This is a genomic window from Streptomyces sp. NPDC029014 (assembly GCF_055564695.1).
Window position 1 is genome coordinate 137,349 of sequence record NZ_JBVHVT010000003.1, and the last position, 18,308, is coordinate 155,656.

Annotated in this window: 17 protein-coding genes; 7 read left to right on the forward strand and 10 right to left on the reverse strand. The window is 73.4% G+C overall.

The features are described 5' to 3' along the window. Nucleotides 1-359: 359 nt before the first annotated feature. Nucleotides 360-1,604, forward strand: a complete 1,245-nt coding sequence (locus ACZ4VL_RS03120; protein WP_468195174.1) for a geranylgeranyl reductase family protein — start codon at nt 360-362, stop codon at nt 1,602-1,604. A gap of 103 nt (nt 1,605-1,707) precedes the next feature. Here ACZ4VL_RS03120 and ACZ4VL_RS03125 read toward each other — a convergent pair whose 3' ends face one another. Beyond that, nucleotides 1,708-2,628 (reverse strand): aldose 1-epimerase family protein, encoded by a 921-nt coding sequence (locus tag ACZ4VL_RS03125; protein ID WP_468195079.1) that lies wholly within the window; start codon nt 2,626-2,628, stop codon nt 1,708-1,710. A 187-nt stretch (nt 2,629-2,815) separates the two neighbouring features. Between ACZ4VL_RS03125 and ACZ4VL_RS03130 the strand changes: the two genes are divergently transcribed. After that, a complete protein-coding gene (locus ACZ4VL_RS03130) occupies nt 2,816-4,663 on the forward strand; it encodes a glycoside hydrolase family 15 protein (RefSeq protein WP_468195081.1) in 1,848 nt (615 codons plus the stop codon). A gap of 7 nt (nt 4,664-4,670) precedes the next feature. Here the strand turns inward: ACZ4VL_RS03130 and ACZ4VL_RS03135 are convergent, their stop codons facing one another. The 7 genes from ACZ4VL_RS03135 to ACZ4VL_RS03165 all read right to left on the reverse strand — a co-directional run bounded on the left by ACZ4VL_RS03135 (nt 4,671) and on the right by ACZ4VL_RS03165 (nt 13,484). After that, a complete protein-coding gene (locus ACZ4VL_RS03135; RefSeq protein WP_468195084.1) occupies nt 4,671-6,461 on the reverse strand; it encodes a cation:proton antiporter in 1,791 nt (596 codons plus the stop codon). Between the two features lie 54 nt (nt 6,462-6,515). Next, nucleotides 6,516-7,559 carry a cytochrome d ubiquinol oxidase subunit II gene (locus tag ACZ4VL_RS03140; RefSeq protein WP_468195087.1) on the reverse strand — a complete coding sequence of 348 codons (1,044 nt, stop codon included), beginning with the start codon at nt 7,557-7,559 and terminating at the stop codon, nt 6,516-6,518. Beyond that, a complete protein-coding gene (locus ACZ4VL_RS03145) occupies nt 7,556-9,043 on the reverse strand; it encodes a cytochrome ubiquinol oxidase subunit I (RefSeq protein ID WP_468195089.1) in 1,488 nt (495 codons plus the stop codon). The genes ACZ4VL_RS03140 and ACZ4VL_RS03145 overlap by 4 nt, the downstream gene beginning before the upstream one ends. 39 nt (nt 9,044-9,082) lie before the next feature. After that, nucleotides 9,083-9,877 (reverse strand): SDR family oxidoreductase, encoded by a 795-nt coding sequence (locus ACZ4VL_RS03150; RefSeq protein ID WP_468195177.1) that lies wholly within the window; start codon nt 9,875-9,877, stop codon nt 9,083-9,085. Nucleotides 9,878-10,087: 210 nt separating this feature from the next. Next, nucleotides 10,088-11,668: a GMC oxidoreductase gene (locus ACZ4VL_RS03155; protein ID WP_468195090.1), complete on the reverse strand. Its 1,581-nt coding sequence runs from the start codon at nt 11,666-11,668 to the stop codon at nt 10,088-10,090. 130 nt (nt 11,669-11,798) lie between these two features. Beyond that, a complete protein-coding gene (locus tag ACZ4VL_RS03160; RefSeq protein WP_468195180.1) occupies nt 11,799-12,716 on the reverse strand; it encodes a cyclase family protein in 918 nt (305 codons plus the stop codon). Between the two features lie 162 nt (nt 12,717-12,878). Beyond that, complete coding sequence (locus ACZ4VL_RS03165) at nt 12,879-13,484, reverse strand: TetR/AcrR family transcriptional regulator (protein WP_468195093.1); 606 nt, start codon at nt 13,482-13,484, stop codon at nt 12,879-12,881. A 160-nt stretch (nt 13,485-13,644) separates the two neighbouring features. On the opposite strand from ACZ4VL_RS03165, the gene ACZ4VL_RS03170 reads away from it, so the two are divergent. The 5 genes from ACZ4VL_RS03170 to ACZ4VL_RS03190 all read left to right on the forward strand — a co-directional run bounded on the left by ACZ4VL_RS03170 (nt 13,645) and on the right by ACZ4VL_RS03190 (nt 17,676). After that, nucleotides 13,645-14,220, forward strand: coding sequence for an ATP-binding protein (locus ACZ4VL_RS03170; RefSeq protein WP_468195095.1), 576 nt, complete (start codon nt 13,645-13,647; stop codon nt 14,218-14,220). A gap of 86 nt (nt 14,221-14,306) precedes the next feature. After that, nucleotides 14,307-15,107, forward strand: a complete 801-nt coding sequence (locus ACZ4VL_RS03175) for a CPBP family intramembrane glutamic endopeptidase (RefSeq protein ID WP_468195097.1) — start codon at nt 14,307-14,309, stop codon at nt 15,105-15,107. Then, nucleotides 15,097-16,422, forward strand: coding sequence for a sensor histidine kinase (locus ACZ4VL_RS03180; RefSeq protein WP_468195100.1), 1,326 nt, complete (start codon nt 15,097-15,099; stop codon nt 16,420-16,422). The genes ACZ4VL_RS03175 and ACZ4VL_RS03180 overlap by 11 nt, the downstream gene beginning before the upstream one ends. Continuing rightward, on the forward strand, nt 16,386-17,036 hold the full coding sequence (locus ACZ4VL_RS03185) for a LuxR C-terminal-related transcriptional regulator (protein WP_468195103.1): 651 nt from the start codon (nt 16,386-16,388) through the stop codon (nt 17,034-17,036). The genes ACZ4VL_RS03180 and ACZ4VL_RS03185 overlap by 37 nt, the downstream gene beginning before the upstream one ends. Before the next feature lie 97 nt (nt 17,037-17,133). Then, on the forward strand, nt 17,134-17,676 hold the full coding sequence (locus tag ACZ4VL_RS03190; protein WP_468195106.1) for a hypothetical protein: 543 nt from the start codon (nt 17,134-17,136) through the stop codon (nt 17,674-17,676). A gap of 20 nt (nt 17,677-17,696) precedes the next feature. Here the strand turns inward: ACZ4VL_RS03190 and ACZ4VL_RS03195 are convergent, their stop codons facing one another. Further along, nucleotides 17,697-17,996 (reverse strand): acylphosphatase, encoded by a 300-nt coding sequence (locus tag ACZ4VL_RS03195; RefSeq protein ID WP_468195108.1) that lies wholly within the window; start codon nt 17,994-17,996, stop codon nt 17,697-17,699. Between the two features lie 91 nt (nt 17,997-18,087). Next, the gene (locus tag ACZ4VL_RS03200; RefSeq protein ID WP_468195110.1) at nt 18,088-18,261 is read right to left on the reverse strand and encodes a CsbD family protein; all 174 of its coding nucleotides are present in this window, start codon (nt 18,259-18,261) and stop codon (nt 18,088-18,090) included. Between the last annotated feature and the right edge of the window lie 47 nt (nt 18,262-18,308).

The window sequence follows — 18,308 nt, forward strand, 5'->3', positions numbered from 1 at the left end:
TTTCGGGCGCACTGGAGGCTCCGTCGACCGTCGACGGGCGGTGCTCAGGGTGCCGCCCCATTGCTATCCGATCAGGACCGGCCACAGACAGTCGCATTTTGGGCACAACCGTGCGATCGTTTACAGCCGTTGAAGGCCCTTCCGGTGCAGGTCAGGCCCTTGACCGCCGCGCCGACCGGCCCCGTACCGTGCCCGCGGCCCCCGGCCGCCGACGTCTTCGGCCCTGCCGGACCGGATCGCCGGGCCCGGACCGGCATAGTGGTGCGGTGACCAGCGAACGCGACGACACAAGCGGCGGCCCCACCCCCGACGGCACCTCCCCGCGACCGGACGGGGCGGGTGACGAAGAAGCACAGGTCATCGTCGTCGGGGCCGGCCCGGCCGGATCCGCCGCCGCCGCGCACCTGGCCCGAGCCGGCGTGGACGTACTGCTGCTGGAGAAGGGCGGCTTCCCCCGCGAGAAGGTGTGCGGTGACGGCCTGACCCCCCGGGCCGTACGCCAGTTGGTACGGATGGGCGTCGACATCGGGGCCCCGGGCTGGATGCGCAACAAGGGGATGCGCTGGGTGTGCGAGGGCCGCCAGGTGGAGCTGGACTGGCCGCGCCTGGGCAGCCACCCCGACTTCGGGCTCACCCGCAGCCGCTACGACTTCGACGAACTCCTCGCCGCCCACGCCCGCGCCGCCGGAGCCCGCCTGCGGACCCGCGTGAAGGTGACGGCCCCCCTGTGCGACCGGGCGGGCAGCATCATCGGCGTCACCGCCTCCCACGGACCGGGCGGCGAACCCGTGCACTACCGGGCCCCGCTCGTCGTCGCCGCCGACGGCGCCTCCGCCCGCACCGCACTCGCCCTCGGACTGGAACGGGACACGGCCCTGCCCGTCGCGAAGGCCGCCCGCCGCTACTACCACAGCGAGGCCCGCACCCACGACCCGTACCTGGAACTCTGGGCCGACCTGCGCTGCCCGGGCACCGGACTGGACCTGCCCGGCTACGGCTGGGTGTTCCCGCTCGGCGACGGGCGCATCAACGTCGGTCTCGGCGCCCTACCGCGCCGGGGGCGCCGGCCCGTGGACCTCCGGGCCGTCCTGGAGCACTGGCTGCCGCGGCTGCCCGCCCACTGGGGGGTGCACGAGGACAGCGCCGACTCGCCGTTGCGCAGCGCCCCCCTGCCCATGGGCCTCAACCGGCGCCCGCAGTACCGGCGAGGCCTGCTGCTGGTCGGCGACAGCGCCGGGATGGTCAGCCCCTGGAGCGGCGAGGGCATCGCCCAGGCGCTGGAGGCGGGGGAGGTGGCCGCGGAGACCATCGCCCTGGCGCTGGCGCGGCCGACCGGGGCGCGCCGGGAACACGCGCTCCAGCAGTACCCGGCCGAGATCCGCCGCCGCTGGGGCCGCTACTACCGCCTCGGCACCCTCGCCGGGGACCTCGTCCTCGCCCGCTACGGCTACCGGCCGCTGCTCCACCCGCGCGTCATGGCCTCGCCGCCGCTGGTGCGCGCCCTGGCCCGCCTGCTCACCCACGTCGCCGACGAACCCGCCCAGGACGGCATCGACGCCGTCGTCCACACGATCCTGCGCGCCGTCCCCACTCCCCGGCGCTGAGACGCCCGGGCCCTGCATCCGGTACCGGCGCCGACCGCGGGCCCGGTCCCGGTCCCGGTCCCGGTCCCGGTCCCGGACCGGGCCCGCGCGGGGTCCTACGGCATCATCCGCCCCACGGGGTGATGCCCCAGCGCATCGTGTGGTGGCCACCCGGTTCCAGGGCCACCACCGAGGTCCCGCTGGTGAACGCGTCGGGCGGGCACGACATCGGCTCGACGGCGACCGCGCGCCGCCGCTGCCCCTGCGGCAGCGTGTCGCCGGTGTACACCTGCAGGTACTCCGTGCCCTCACCGAGCCACAGGTCCGTGCCGTACTCCCCGGACGGGTGGGCGAGCCGGACCACCGCCCGCCCCTGCCCGTCCCGTCGGAGCGACCCGAACGGCGTGTCCAGCACCATCCCGCCGATGGGCCGCGCCGTACGGAAGTCGTAGGGCGTGCCGGACACCGGCTCCTGCGCCACCGGAAGGCCCGCCCCGTCGGTGCGCAGCCGGGTCCCCGCCGGGACGGTCAGCAGTACCTCGTCCACCGTCGCCGTGCCGACCGTCAGGTACGGGTGCTGGCCGATGCCGTACGGGGCGACCTCCCGGCCCCGGTTCCAGGCGGTCACCGCCACCTCCAGACCGGCGTCCCCCAGGGCGTACTCCGCCCGGACCCGGAGGTGGAACGGGTAGCCCGGCTGCGGCCACACGTCGGCCTCGAACGCGGCCCGCCGCCCGTCCGACCCGGTCGCCCGCCACGAGGTCCAGCGCAACAGCCCGTGGATCGCGTTCCCGTGCTCCGGCTCGCTCAGGGGCAGTTGCAGGTCCTTCCCGCGCCACCGGTAGCGGCCGCCGCCGATCCGGTTGGGCCACGGCACGAGGATCTGGCCGCGCCCGGCCGTGATCGGCTCGTCGGCGCCGAAGCCGTCGAGCAGGGGGCGGCCCGCCACGGCGTACGACCGCAGCGCCGCCCCGAGTTCCACCACCTCCGCGACGTGGTCGTGGTGGCGCAGTGTCGTCCGGTGTCCGGACGGGCTCTCGTGCACGGGTCGAGACTGGGAGCAGCCGGGCAACGGCGCAAGGGGGACACGTGCCTTCGCCCGGAAACCCCCGCGCACACAACCCGATGGGCGGACCCGCCGCAGCGCCCCGCCGGGCACCCCGGCCGCCCCCGGCTTAGGCTGGTCGCAGGAGCGGATCCGGGTGACGGCGCATGCCGGAAGGGACGCCCTGATGGACGAGTACCCGCTGATCGAGGACCACGGCCTGATAGGCGACCTGCAAACCGCGGCCCTGGTGACCGCCGACGGATCGGTCGACTGGTTCTGCTGTCCCCGCTTCGACTCGCCCAGCGTCTTCGGGGCACTGCTCGACAAGGGCGGCGGCGGGCACTGCACGGTCCGGCCGCTCCACACCACGTACGCGACCAAGCAGTTGTACCTGCCCGACACGGCGGTCCTGGTGACCCGCTTCATGACCGAGGCCGGCGCCGGCGAGGTCGTCGACTTCATGCCGCTGACCGGGACCACGGTCACCGACCGCCACCGACTGGTCCGCATGGTCCGCTGCGTGCGCGGCAGCATGACCTTCGAGGTCGACATCGCGCCCCGCTTCGACTACGGCCGCAAGCCGCACGAACTGCACGTCACCGAGAACGGGGCCGTGTTCGCCTCGGAGGACCTGTCCCTGACGGTGCACACGCTGCGCGAACCGGACGACGAGCGGCTCGTGCACTCCCTCACCGGCGACCACGACCTGCACCTCACGCTGAGCCTGCAGGCGGGCCAGCAGCGCGGACTGGTCCTGGAATCCGCCGCCGACGGACCGCCCCGGCAGATCCGCCTCGACGAGTACGAGCGGCTGTTCCACGACACCATCCGCTTCTGGCGGTCCTGGCTGGCCGCCTCGCGCTACACCGGGCGCTGGCGGGAGGCCGTGGAGCGCTCCGCCGTGACCCTCAAGCTCATGACCTACGCCCCCAGCGGCGCGGTCGTGGCCGCCCCCACCGCGGGCCTGCCCGAGCAACTGGGCGGCGAACGCAACTGGGACTACCGGTTCACGTGGATCCGGGACGCCTCCTTCTCCGTGTACGCCCTGCTGGGCATGGGGTTCACGGAGGAGGCCAAGGCGTTCATCGGCTGGCTCGACGACCGGATCAAGGAACGGGCCGGCGGCGAAGGGGACTCCGGGCCGCTGAACATCATGTACGCGGTCGACGGCTCCTCCGACCTGAAGGAGGAGAGCCTGGAGCACTGGGAGGGCTACGAGCGCTCCGCCCCCGTGCGCATCGGGAACGGCGCCGCCACCCAGATCCAGATGGACATCTACGGCGAGGCGATGGACAGCATCTCCTTCGCCCACGGCCACGGCATCCACCTCGGCCACCGGGGCTGGACCGGACTGCTGCACGTCCTGGACTGGCTGGCGGACCACTGGGACCAGGCCGGCGAGGGCCTGTGGGAGACCCGAGGCGGCCGCCAGCACTTCACCTACGGACGGGTGATGTCCTGGGTGGCGTTCGACCGCGCGCTGCGGCTCGCGCAGGCCACCGGCCGCCCGTCCGCGGCACAGCGCTGGAGCAGCACGCGGGACGCGGTCTACGAGCAGGTCATGGCGCACGGGTGGAACGAGGAGCGCGGGGCCTTCGTCCAGCACTACGGCAGCGACGTGCTCGACTCGTCGCTGCTGCGCATGCCGACGGTCGGCTTCATCACCCCGGAGGACCCGATGTGGACCTCCACCCTGGACGCGATGGAGAACGAACTGGTCACCGACAGCCTGGTGTACCGCTACAACCCCGAGGCGTCGCCCGACGGGCTGCGCGGTTCCGAGGGCACCTTCTCGCTGTGCACCTTCATGTACGTCGACGCCCTCGCGCGCGCCGGGCGGATCGACCAGGCCCGGCTCGTCCTGGAGAAGATGCTGGGATACGCCAACCACCTGGGCCTGTACTCGGAGGAGATCGACCTCACCGGACGCCAACTGGGCAACTTTCCCCAGGCGTTCACCCACCTGGCCCTCATCGACGCCGCGATCACCCTCGACGCGGCCCTGAACCGGGCCCCGGGGCAGGGGCAGTGACGGCAGGTCAGCGGAGCTCGCCGCCGGCTCCGGCCGGTCCTCCCGGGGAGACCGGCACGGGCCCGAGGAGCACCAGCACGTCCCCCTCGGCCGGGGCGGCCGGACGGTCCCCGGTGACCGGCTCCAGCAGCCCGTCCCGCCGCACCACGAACAGGGTCTCGCAGCCGGCCGGACGGGGTGCGGAGGCCGGCTGCACCAGGAAGCGGGCCCCGCGCGCATGGTGCTCCGCGAGCACGCTGCGGACCACGGCCGGGCCGAAGAGGACGGAGCCGCCGGTGTACGGTGCCACGACCGCGCCGCTGTCGGGCGGCGGGCCGACCCGGTAGACCGGTCCCTCGACGCTGTCCTGGACGACGACCGAGGCGAGGGCGTTGAAGTCGTCGTCGTCCGTGCAGAGGAACACCGCCGTCACCCCCTCCAGGCGGGCCCCCGGGTCCGCCGCGGTGGCCAGGAGCTCGCCCGGGGCCAGTTCGATGCCCGCTCCCTCGATGCGCTGCCGCTCCGGCGCGAGCCCCGCCCACATCAGCACGTCCAGGCCGGCCGTGCGCAGCGCCCGCGCCAGGTCGACCACCCAGGGCGCGCCGCCGACCAGCAGCGGGCGGGTCCGGGAGGGGCGGACGACGCCCAGCGCGGCGGCCACGGGCCGGGCCGTGAGCGCGTACACCAGGACGGTTCCGACGATCACCAGGAAGGTGATGGGCAGGATCTCGTCCGCGCCGGACAGCCCGTCGTCGACGAGGGTGGCCGAGAAGGTCGTGGCGGTGGACGCGGCGACGATGCCGCGCGGCGCCATCCAGCCGATGAACGCCCGCTCCCCGGAACCGAGCCGCGTACGGACCGTCGCCAGGAACGCCACCAGCGGGCGCACCACGAGGACGAGCCCGGCGACGAGGACCAGCGAGGGCAGCAGCACCGGCGTCACGGCCTTCGGCGCGACCGTGGCCGAGATGGAGATGAACAGCAGGCCGATGACCAGCTGGACGACGGTCTCGAAGAACGGGCGCCGGGCCGGCATGTCGAACCCGGGCAGGTTCGCGGCCGCCATGCCCATCACGATGGCGGCGATGAGCCCGGTGTCGTCGAGGAGCATGTCGCAGCCCGCGGACGCCGCGACGACCGCCGCCAGCTGTGCGAGCGTCCCCAGCGCCCCGCCGAGCCGCAGCCGCTGCAGGGTCAGCCACAGCAGTGCGACCCCGACCGCGCCGCCGGCCAGCCCGACGGCGAAGCTCCCGAAGAGCATGCCGAACCGGAATCCCTGGCCGGCCTGGGAGCGGACGATGACGTGGAAGGCGACGGCACCGAGGATGCCGCCGATCGGGTCGATCAGGGAGCCTTCCCAGACCAGGATCCTCCGTACCCGGTCGGTCGGCCGGACGTGGTCGAGCAGCGGGCCGACGACGGTCGGCCCGGACACGACGAGGATCACGCCGAGCATCACCGCCACCGCGAGCGGAACGTCGAACAGGACCACGACCAGCCCCAGGCAGGCCGCCCAGGTGATCAGGACCCCCGGCAGGATCAGCCGGCTCACCACGGTCCGCGGCTCGCCGCCCAGTTGGTGCCGGTGCAGCCCGAGCCCGGCGTCGTACAGGATGACCGCGACGGCCAGGGACACCAGCGGGTCGAAGTCGGGGGCGAGCTGGTCGGGATGGATGACGTCGGTCAGGGCCCCGGCGGTGAAGCCGACCGGCAGCAGCACGATCAGCGAGGGGACGCGCAGCCGGCTCGCCAGGATCTGGGAGCCCACGGCGAGCACGACGGTCAGGGCGGTGCCGAGCAGGATCTCCTGTTCGCTCACGGCCCTCCCGTCCCCCTCGTCCGTCGTGCGTGCACCGGCCCGGCCCTCCGGCGGTCAGCCGCTGCTCTCCGGGCCGCCGCCCCGCCGCAGGTCGGCGTCGGTGAGTGGCTCCAGCTCGCCGTGCGTGTCGAGCCGGTACAGCAGCACCACCGCCGGGAAGACCAGCACCACGGCCACGAGGGTCACGATGACCAGCCAGTGCAGGGTCGCGGGCGCCCCCGCCCCCTCGGCCACCGTCAGCGAGCCCGGGATCAGGTACGGGCGCTGCGCCATGCCCCAGGCGATGACCGCCGCCGCGACGACGCCCACCGCCGAGACCCGCGACCACGCGCCCGGGGTGCGCAGCAGCAGCCACGCCGTCACCAGCGATGCCACCACCGACACGATGACGAAGAACAGGCCGGCGCCGTGGGTGAGTCCGTGCCACACGTGCGGGGCGTCGCCGTGGGTGACGAACAGCGTGACCACCGCGAGCACCGCCATGGCGGCGAGCGCGGCGACCGCCCGCCGGCGGAAGTAGGCGTGCAGGTCCGGGGCGTCGAACCGCACCCCGTCCGCGGCCAGGAACACGGCCCCCAGCAGGGCCGTGGCCACGACCGCGAGCAGGCCGAACAGCACCGAGGTGGGGTTGGCCCAGGCGTGCGCCGACGGCTCGGTGCCGGGCGCCACCCGGCCGGAGGCGATCCCGCCCGCCGCGGCGCCCAGGAAGAACGGGGTGAGCAGCGAGGAGATCGCGAACACGGCCCCGTAGATGCGCCGTCCGGCGATCCTGCGGGTGGGCTTGCGCAGGGCGAAGCCGGCGCCGCGCAGCACGATGCCGACGGCCGCGAGGGCCAGCGGCAGCCACATCGAGAGGAACACCGTCTGGAAGAACACCGGGAACCCGGTCCACATGATGACCAGGACGAAGATGAGCCAGACGTTGTTGACCTCCCACACCGGCGCCATGGCGTGGTCGATCAGCCAGCGGGGGCGCTTGCCCCGCTCCGCCCCGCCCGCGGTCAGGTCCCAGAACCCCGCCCCGTAGTCCGTACCGCCGGCGCAGGCGTACGCGGCGATCGCGAGCAGCAGGACCACCGCCACCACGTCGGCGGTCATGGCCCGCCTTCCCCGGTCGGTGCCGGGCCGTCACTGCGGCCGGGCCCGGGGGAGCCGCCGGCGGGAACCGCGGAGCGGGGGCCGTAGGGGGTGTCCGTCTCCGGATGCTCCATCGTTCCTTCCTCACTGCGCCGTTCGTCGTCCAGCCGCCATCGGGTGCGCATCTTCAGGAGCACGGCCAGGAAGGAGCCGAAGATCAACACGTACACCACGACCACCAGCGCGAACATGGTCCACAGGGCGCCGGAGCGGGTCGCCGTCACCGCTTCGGCGACCTTCATGTTCTGGTAGACGATCCACGGCTGCCGGCCCACCTCGGTGGCGATCCAGCCGCATTCGACGGCGACGACGCTGGCCACCCCGGCGCACGCGGCACCGCGGTAGAACCAGGGCGAGGCGGGCAGCCGGCGGTGGCGCAGCCAGACGAGCCCGTACCAGAGGGCGAGCAGCACGAGTACGGAGCCGATGACCACCATGAGGTCGAACGCCCAGTGGGCGATGGTCGCCTGGGCGGCGGTCGGCCGCTGGTCCGCCGGTACGGACGTCAGTCCCGTCACCTTCGTGTCGGGGCTGAACCCGGCGAGGATGGAGTCGAGTTGGGGGACCTTGATGCCGCCGGAGATCGTCCCGTCGGGGTGGAGGCGGCCGAAGAGGTACTCCGGCACGTGGGTGCTGGTGTCCCAGACGATCTCCAACGCGGCGAACTTCACCGGCTGCTTGCGGAACACGGCGCGGGCGATGGCGTCGCCCAGCATGAACTGGATCGGCGTGCAGACCGCCGCGACCGTGAACGGCACGGTGAAGCCGAGGCGGTGGTAGCGGTCGCGGCGGCCGCGGAGCCAGCCGACGGCGTAGACGCCGGCCACCACGTACCCGGCGGTGAGCAGCATCGCCACGACGAAGTGCCAGTACTCCGGCCCGAACATCGGCGTGAAGATCGCCTTGCGGACGTCCACGTCGACGGGGTTGCCCCCGGAGTCGAGGGTGAAGCCCCGCGGTGTGTTCATCCAGGAGTTGGCCGCCAGGATGCCGAAGGCCCCGAGCAGGGCGGTGGCCGGCAGGGGCAGCCCGAGCAGGAAGTGCGTACGGGCGGGCAGTCTGCGCCAGCCGTAGAGGTAGACGGCGATGAGGACGGCCTCCAGGAAGAAGGCCCAGGCCTCGACGCCGAAGCCGAGCCCGAAGACGTCGCCCCACCGGCCCATCAGACCCGGCCACAGCAGGCCGAACTCGAAGGACAGGACGGTGCCGGTGACGACGCCGATCGCGAACTGCACCGCCATCACCGCCGACCAGCGCCGCGCCAGCAGCAGCGCGGTCGCATCGCCGCGGCGCAGCCCGTAGCCGTGCATGATCAGGGTGATCAGCGGCAGCGCCACGCCCATGGGCACCAGGATGATGTGCGAGGCGAGCGTGAAGGCCATGAGCGATCTGGCCGGCAGCATCTGGGGCGGCGCTTGCGCCAGCAGGTGGACCGTGGTGTGCATGGGTGGTGTGTCTCCCCCCGGGGGCCGAGGCGGTTGGAGTCAGCCGCCGGTGGCGAAGCCGGGGAAGAGGGTCATCCCCCCGTCCACGTACAGGGTGGCTCCCACGACGTAGTCCATGAGGTCGGAGGCGAGGCCGACGGCCGCGTTCGCGATGTCCTCCGGGTCGCCGACGCGGCGGTACGGGATCAGCTTCAGCAGGTCCTGCTCCGCCTGCGGGGTGTCCCAGGCGCTGCGGTTGATGGGTGTCCTGATGGCGCCGGGCGCGATCGCGTTGACGCGGATCTTCTGCGGCGCCAGTTCCTGGGCGAGGGTCTCCATCATCATCTGCACGCCGCCCTTGGAGGAGGCGTAGTTGACGTGGCCGGCCCAGGGGATGATCTGGTGCACCGAGCTCATGCAGATGATCTTGCCGGCGGAGCGGGACACCTCCGGGACGACCCCGCGCCGCAGGAACTCCTTCGTCGCCTCGCGGGCGCACAGGAACTGCCCGGTCAGGTTGACGTCGATGACCTTCTGCCACTGGGCGAGGGTCATCTCGGTGAAGGCGGAGTCCCGCTGGAGCCCGGCGTTGGCGACGAGGACGTCGATCGTCCCGAACTCCTCGACCATGCGGTGCGTCATGGCGACGACCTGGTCCTCGTCCGACACGTCGGCCTCGTACGCCGCCGCGCGCACCCCGAAGGACGTGATCTCCTCGACGACCTTCTCGGCCTCGTCACGGCCGGCCACGTAGTTCACGACCACGTCCGCCCCGGCCCGGCCCATGCCGATGGCCGTGGCCTTGCCGATCCCGGAGTTGGCGCCGGTCACCAGCACCTTCTGGCCCCTCAGCAGGTGCGCGGGGATCACGCCCCCGGGTACGGCCTCGGTGGAACTCACGACAGACTGCCTCCTCCGCAGCGCGGCCCGCGCGGTCCGGGCGGGGACAGCCGGGCGGGTTCCGGGTCACCCAATCACCGGGGGCGGGGCGCGGGGGCGCGCGGCGATGCGTGTTGCACCACCCGGCTGAGGTTCTTCGCCCGGTCGGCGGTGTCCTGCGGTGGGTCAGCCCATGCGTTCGAGGAGGTGGTCGCCCACGCGCAGGGCGTTCGCGATGGCCGTCAGGGACGGGTTGACCGCGCCGATGCTCGGGAAGAAGCTCGTGTCGACCACGTACAGGTTGTCCAGGTCGTGCGCCTTGCAGTCGAGGTCCAGGGCCGAGGAGGCCGGGTCGGTGCCGAAGCGGACGGTCCCGGCCTGGTGCGCGGTGGCCCCGATCGGCATGCCCTTGTGCAGGTAGATGCTGTGGTCCAGCAGGTGGTGCTCGTGCATGCCCAGGCGCCCGAGGCGGTGCTGGAGCTCGTGCCGCAGACGGTCCAGCCCGGCGGTGTTGTTGTCCTCGTCGAGCGCGAGGTGGATGCGCCCCTCGCCGTCCAGGGTGACCCGGTTGTCGGGCAGCGGCAGGTCCTCGCCGCACAGCCAGAAGTCGACGGCGTGGTGGGCCATGACCTCGAACGGCATGTTCGGGGTCACCGCCCCGGCCCAGCGCGGGGCCTCGCCGTGGATCTGCTCGGCGTCCGACTTGCCGAGCATCTGGATCCCGCCGAGGGGGTAGTCCCAGTCGTCGGAGCCGAGGTACCAGTCGTGCAGGGCGAGGGTCTTCTGGAACTGCGTGTCGTTCGGCTCCTTCGACACGGCCATCAGGGCCAGGTTGTTGTGGCGCATGTAGAAGCGGCCGACCACGTCCGAGCTGTTGGCCAGGCCCCGCGGGTGGCGGTCGTTCGCGGAGGCCAGCAGCAGCGCCGCCGAGTTGACCGCCCCGCAGGAGACGACCACGATGTCCGCCGCGTACCGGACCTCCTCGTCCCCGTCGAGCCGGACGACGACCGTGCTCACCGTCCGCCCCGTCGGGTCGGTTTCCAACCGGACCACGTGGGCGCCCGTGACCAGTTCGACGTTCGGGTGCTGCAGGGCCGGCTCCACGCAGATCACCTCGGCGTCGGACTTGCCGCGGACCAGGCATGGGAAGCCGTCCACCCGGTTGCAGCGGATGCAGACGCTGGAGTGGGTCGCCCGCCCCCGGTCGTCCTGGCTCAGGTTGACCCCGATGGGCAGGTGGAAGGGGTGCAGACCCTGCTTCTCCAGATCGTCGCTCAACTGCTGGATCCGCGGCTCGTGTTCGACCGGAGCATGGGCGTACTGCGCGCTGGCCGGCCCCTCCCAGGGGTCCTCGCCGTGCCGGCCGTGCACCAGGTACAGGTGTTCCGCCTGGGTGTAGTACGGTTCCAGGTCCTCGTAGCCGATCGGCCAGGCCGGCGAGATCCCGTCGTGGTGGCGCAGCTCGCCGAAGTCCTGCGGGCGCAGCCGGAACAGCGCCGCGCCGTAGAACTTGGTGTTGCCGCCCACGTAGTAGTTGACCTCGGGCGGGAACTCGCGGCCGTGCTTGTCCAGCCAGAACTCCGGTGCACGGTACTTCCCCTTGACGAACACCGCGGTGGAGTCCCAGTTGTCGCGCTCGCGCGGGAGGTGGCCGCCGCGTTCGAGGAGGAGCACGCGTTTGCCCGAAGGGGCGAGCCGGTGGGCGAGCGTGCCGCCGCCGGCGCCGGATCCGATGATGATGGCGTCGTAGTGGGGGGTGTCGCTCACGGCGACCACCGTCCGTCCTCGGTCTGTGGAGTCGCGCCCGCACCGGGCCTGTCCGTCACAGCGGGATCCCTCTTCGAACGTATACGCCGACCGGCGGTCCGGCACCCCGGAGGGCCGGGCGCCCGTCCCGTCACACGACGGCGATCGGATTCACGGGGGAGCCGGTCGCCGCCGGCAGCCGCAGCGGCGCCACCGTGCACAGGAACCGCCAGCGTCCGAGCTCCGCGCACAGCTGCGCCAGCTCCTCCAGGTCCAGGTAGTCCAGCAGGTGCACGCCCAGTGCGTGCATCGCCAGGACGTGTACGGGGAAGGAGACGCCGGCCACCGGGCTGGGCGCGGTGTCGTTGTTGCCGTCCGAGCCGAGGACGGCGACGTGCCGCTCGGCCAGGAGCCGCACCGCCTCCGGATGCAGGCCCGCCCTGGCCTGCGCCACGTCCCACGGGCCGGACTCGCGGCGCCGGCGCCGGTGCCCGACGCGGACGAACAGCAGGTCGCCGGGCCCGGTGCGGACGCCCTGCGCATCCTCGGCCGCGGTGAGGTCGCCGGCGCTCACGCAGTCGCCGGGCTCCAGCCAGGGCAGACCGCGCACCCGGGGAACGTCCAGGAGCACGCCGCGGCCGACGATGCCGCCCCGGGCGAGGTCGAGCGTGATCCCGCGGGCACCGCCCGCCTTCAGGGCCTTCTCCGGGACGCCGCCGTAGAGTTCGCCGTCGAAGACGACGTGGCACAGGGCGTCGAGGTGGGTGTGGGCGTCGCCGTGCACGTTCATGGCGAAGCGGTCCAGGGCGAAGTGCAGGCCGGGGGTCCCGGTCTCCTGCTCGCGGGGTGCGGTCAGCACGTAGGCGGCGGGCTGCGGATCGTCCGGGCCGGGATACGTCTCGATCGGCGCGGCCAGCGACACGGTGCGCCCGATGCGCACCTCGGCCGCGGCGGCCGCGACCCGCTCGGGGGTCAGGTGGGCGAGGGCGCCGCGGCGGCGCTCCTCGGCGGTCCGTCGCCCGTGGTGGCGCAGGTCCACGTAGAGGGACCGGAAGGCCTCCTCCGTCATGGGCGCTGCGGGCGCTGCGGCGGTCGCGGGCGTCGTCGGCGTCGTGGGTTCCCCGGAGGTCCTGTGATCGGTCACGCCGGATCCTCCTGCTCTGCGTCTGCCGAAGGGCCCCGCCTCCACTGTCCGGCGCCGCCGTGGGCCGTGCATCCCGGGCGGACGCCGTCAGTCGGGTCCGGACGGCCGCCAGCCGGGTTCGAGGCGGTCGAGCAGGAGGCGGAAGGCCGCGTCGGCCCGCTCCCGGTCCCCGTCCGCGAGCGGGGCGAAGAGCAGGCCGACGGCGCAGTCGACGAGCAGGGCGGCCTCGGTGCGCGCCCGCGCATCGGGCATGCCCAGGCCGGCGAAGAGGCCCGTCACCAGCTTGGTCCAGCCGGTGACCAGGTCGCGCATCACGGGCCCGTACCGCTCCGGATGCAGCAGGCTGGCGCTCATGATCTCCAGGTACAGGGGGAGTACCGCCCGCATGTCCGGACTGCCGAACTGCTCCCAGACCCGTTCCATGAGCCGCCGCAGCCCTGCGGCGTCCCGCGGCGCGCCGCGCGCGTCCAACTGCGCCCGCAGCCTGAGGAGGGGACGGCGCTCGTCGAGGGCGAGGGCCTCGGCGACCATGCGCTCCTTGGTGCCGAAGTAGTACAGGAGCATGCGGTCGCTGGTGCCCAGGGACCGGGCCAGCGGGCGCAGGGACAGCCCGGCCAGGCCGTTGCGGAGCACGTACTCGCGGACCCGGTGCAGCAGGTCACGACGTTTTTCCTGGTCGGCGGGGCGGGGCATGGGACCTCCCGGGGGCGCGGCATACGCGGTCCGTATGTCCGTTTTGGTTAAGTCTTTACCGTAATGCCTGCTTCGTGTATTCTTGTATGTGTAGCAAGTGCTACATGAACGTCGAACCTTCGCCATCGAGCGGCCGGGCCACCCGGCACGGAAAGGACTGATGACCATGGCCCGCTTCACCGTCCTCCCCACCCGTCTGCACGAGCGGACAGGACGGCATGCCGGCACGCCCGTCCGCGGGCACGCCGGGGAGTGGGTGGCGAAGAACGCCTCGACGTCGTGGTTCACCCGGCAGCTGGGCCTGTGGACCCGGAGCCTGGCACCCCTGCGCCCCCTCTGCGCGCCCGCGGCCCGGGCGACCGCCCGGGAGGCCTCCTGGCCCCTGGCGCGCGACCTGACCTCGGCGGGCCGGGCCCGCCACCTGGCGACGGGCCGGCTCCGCGACTGGGGCCTGGACGACCTCTCCGACACCGCCGAACTCCTGGTCAGCGAGATCGTCACCAACGCGCTCCGCCACGCCCGGGGCCCCGTCCGCCTCAACCTCAGGGCGGAGGGCGACCGGCTGCTGTGCGAGGTGGAGGACGCCTGCGACGCCGACCCCGTACGCCGCGCCGCACCCCTGGGGGCGGAGGGCGGCCGCGGCATCGAACTCCTCGACCTGCTGAGCGAGGCCTGGGGCAGCCACCGCACGGCCACGGGCAAGACGACCTGGTTCGAACTGCCCGTCCGACCCTGAGCCGAGACCGGGGTGTACCTGGGTACACCCCGGTCCGGTAGCCAGGCGCAGCGGACGCGGCCCTGCGGGGCGGCATCGTCGGTGTCATGCGAATGACACCTGTGGACATCAGGGTGACGGTCTGCTTCCTGGCCGTCGCCTTTCCGGCGGCCGGCCTGCTGGGCGCCGCCCAGCCCGCGACGCGGATACCCGCCGAGATCATCCAGCTGACGCAGTTCGGGCCCGCCCTGGGGGTCGCCGTCGCCGCCCTGCTGTGGCCGCGGCGCGTACGGGCGCTGCTCGCCGGCGGCCCGACCCGCCCCGGCGGCCGCGGGGCCCTGCTGCTCCTGACCGCACCGCTCGTCATCGCGGCCGGCGCCGCCGCGTACGCGGCCCTCGGCGGGGACGGGCGGCCGGTCCGTCCCGACGCCGCCCCGTTCGCCCTGATCGCCGTGGCGCAGCTGATCGGTGCCTGCGCCGAGGAGATCGGCTGGCGCTGCCTCCTCCAACCGTTGCTGCGCCCCCGCTTCGGCCCCCTGGGAGCCTCCGTGGCGGTCGGCTCGGTGTGGGGCGTCTGGCACGTCCAGGTCTTCGCCCAACACCCCCTCTACGCCGCCGGGTTCCTGGTGGGCGCGGTGTCCCTGTCGGTCGTGCTGGGCTGGGCGCTCGACGGAGCGCCGGGGGCGTCCCGGCTGCTCCTCGCGGGCGGCTTCCACGCCCTGGTCAACCTCGGCATGCTGCTCTGCATGGACGAGGAATCGGGCACCGTGACCCCCATGGTGCTGTTCGGTGTGTCCGGTCTGACGGCAGCCGTCCTGTGGACGTGGTCGGGCGTGCGCCGGGGACGGGCCGCGCAGACGGATCCGGCGCCGGATAGGCTCACCACGATCATGGAAGATGTTCGATAGACCGCGCGCCGTCCGCAGCCGCGGACGCGCCACCACCCCCGCTCCCGCTCCGGTTCCGGTTCCGGTCCGTGCGTACGTCGCCCTCGGCCGCTGCCAGCTGGCGAGCCTGCACGCCCTCGCCGTGTCGGCGACCGGCTCGCTGGTGGTGCTCGCCGTCCTCCTGCTGCCCGTGGGCATCGGCTTCCGGCTGCTCCCGCCCGCCGCCCTGGCCCTGCGCGCCCTGTCCGACCGCTCCCGCGCGCGGGCCGCGGCCTGGACGGGCGTCCGGATCGGCCCGCCCGAGCCGCTGCCCGCCGCCGACAGCGGCGCGACCGCCCGCCGGCGGTCGCGCCGCATCCTGGCCGACGACGGGTTCTGGCGCGACCTGGCGTGGGCGTGGCTGGAGCCGGTAACGGGGGGCCTCCTGGTCGCCGTACCCCTCTCCCTGGCCTGGTACGGGGTGTTCGGCGCGCTGGTGCAGCCGTTCGTCTGGCGCAGGATCGACGACGGCAACTGGTACGCCTTCGTCCCCGTGCACACCACCGCCACCATGCTCGCCGCGCTCGTGCTCGGGCTCGCCTTCGTCGCCGCCGGCCTGTACACGGCACCCGCCGTGCTCCGGCTGCACGCACGCCTGAGCCGGCGGCTGCTCGCGGAACCCCGCACCACCCGGCTGACCCGGAGGATCGAGCAGCTCACCGACACCCGCGGCCGTGCCCTCGACACCCTGGCCGCCGAACTGCGGCGCATCGAACGGGACCTGCACGACGGAGCACAGGCCCGTCTGGTCGCCCTGGGCATGACCCTGGACCGGGCCACCCGCCTGCTGGACACCGATCCGGCGGCGGCGCGCGACCTCCTCCTGGACGTCCGCAGCACCTCGGAGCGGGCCCTGCAGGACCTGCGCACCCTGGTCCACGGCATCCACCCGCCGGTCCTCGCCGACCGCGGCCTCGGCGACGCGGTCCGGTCGCTGGCCCTCGACAGCTTCCTCGACGTCCACGTCGAGGCCCGACTGCCGGGCCGGCTCCAGGCGCCCGTCGAAACCGCCGCCTACTTCGCCGTGAGCGAGGCGCTGACCAACGCGGCCAAGCACTCCGGCGCCCGCGAGGTCCGCATCGCCCTCGCCCACGGCGACGGCCTGCTGCGCATCACCGTCACCGACGACGGGCACGGCGGCGCCGACCCGTCCCGGGGCACCGGACTGGCCGGCGTACGAAAGCGGTTGGATACCTTCGACGGAACCCTCGCCCTGCACAGCCCCCGGGGCGGACCGACCACCGTGACGATGGAGATACCGTGCGCGTTGTCCTCGCCGAAGACCTCTTCCTCCTGAGGGACGGGCTCACCCGCACCCTCCGGGAGCACGGCTGCGAGGTCGTCGCCGTCGACAACGGGCCGTCCCTCCGGCGCGCGTTGCTCGCCGAGGGGGATGCGGCGCCCGACGTCGCGGTGGTGGACGTACGGCTGCCGCCGACCTTCACCGACGAGGGCCTCCAGGCCGCCCTGGACGCCCGCCGCCGCAGGCCCGGGCTGCCGGTCCTCGTCCTCTCCCAGTACGTGGAGCAGCTCTACGCGAACGAACTGCTGGCCGGGGGAGAGGGCGCCGTCGGGTACCTCCTGAAGGACCGGGTGACCAACACGGAGCAGTTCGTCGACGCGGTCCGCCGCGTCGCCGCCGGCGGCACGGTGATGGACCCGCAGGTCATCTCCCGCCTGCTGGCGCGCGGCGACGCCCGCGGAACGATCGACGGTCTGACCCCGCGCGAACGCGACGTGCTGGAACTGATGGCGGAGGGCAGGTCGAACGCCGCGATAGCAAGCGGCCTGCACATCAGCGAGAGCGCCGTCGCCAAGCACACCGCGAGCATCTTCGCCAAGCTGCGGATCAGCGCCTCCGCGGACGACAACCGGCGGGTGCTGGCCGTCCTGGCCTACCTCAAACGCTGACGGTCGCCCGGGTGGGCGGAACGCGTTCCTGGGTAGGGACCCCCAGACCCTGCCGCGACTCACCCGCGCGGCCACCGGATCGCCCGAGGGGGGACGGATGCTCTGGGACCAACTGCCCGCGCTGGCGGGCGTCGTGATCGGCTCGGCGGCCTCGTACGCGACGCAGAGCCTGACCGAGCGCCGCAGGTGGAAGCGGCAGCGCGAGGAACGCTGGGACGAGAAGCGCTTCGAGACCTACGCCCGCTACGCCAACGCCCTCAAGGCCCAACTGCGCATCGCCCAGCGCATCGGAGCGGCCCTCGGCTTCGCCGACGTGGCCGACCCACTGGCGCCGGCCGAGGGACTGGTCCAGTTGGCCGAGGCGGAGTCGCGGCGCGCGACCGAGTGGGAATCGGTCCTGCTGGTGGGGGACGCGGAGACGATCGCGGCGGCGCGCCGCTGGCACGAGACGATCTGGACCATAGAGCTGCTGGTACGGGAAGGCTCCGCCGACGCCGGGCAGTGGACCAAGGCCCACCAGCTGGCGAGCGCGGCGCGGGACGCCTTCTACGCGTGCGCGCGCCGCGACCTCGGCATCAACGGCGTGCCACCGCCCTCCGGGCGGTGGCCGCGGGCATGGCGGGCCGAACTGTCCGGCTGAGTCGACACGATGACCTGCCGTCACGAACGCCCGGGCGGTGTGGGGCTCACCGCGAACCCTTCGGCGGCCGCCCCCGGGCCGGACGCCGGCTCCTCGTACACCTCCACGTTGAGGACCGCGGCCGCCGGCGGCCCGGCGTGCATCCACCGGACCATCCGGGCGACGGCTTCCTCGTCCCCCTCGAACAGCGCCTCCACCTCCCCGCCGGGCAGGTTGCGCACCCAGCCGGCCACCCCCTGCTCCAAGGCGGCGCTCCGGCAGCTGTCGCGGAAGAACACCCCCTGGACCCTGCCCGACACGATCACACGCTTCCGCACCATGCACCCGACCCTGCCCCCTCCCCGCCGCCGCCCGGCCGAGCGACGCGCGGGGGACGCGCGGACCGCCCCCGTTCGGGGGAGCCCCCACCGCTCAGTGCCGGAACACGTCCTTTCCCGCCTCCTTCGTCTGCCGGGCCTTGCCGCGGGCCTCCAACGCGGTTCCCTTGGCCTCCGTGGTCCTGTTCCCCACGGCGTGCGCCGCCTTCCTCACGGCCTTTCCGATCACCTGCTCGGCCTTGGCCTTGATCTTCTCGCTGGTGCTCATGTCCGCCCCTTTCTCATCACCGTGCGCCTACCCCGGCCCGGGGGGAA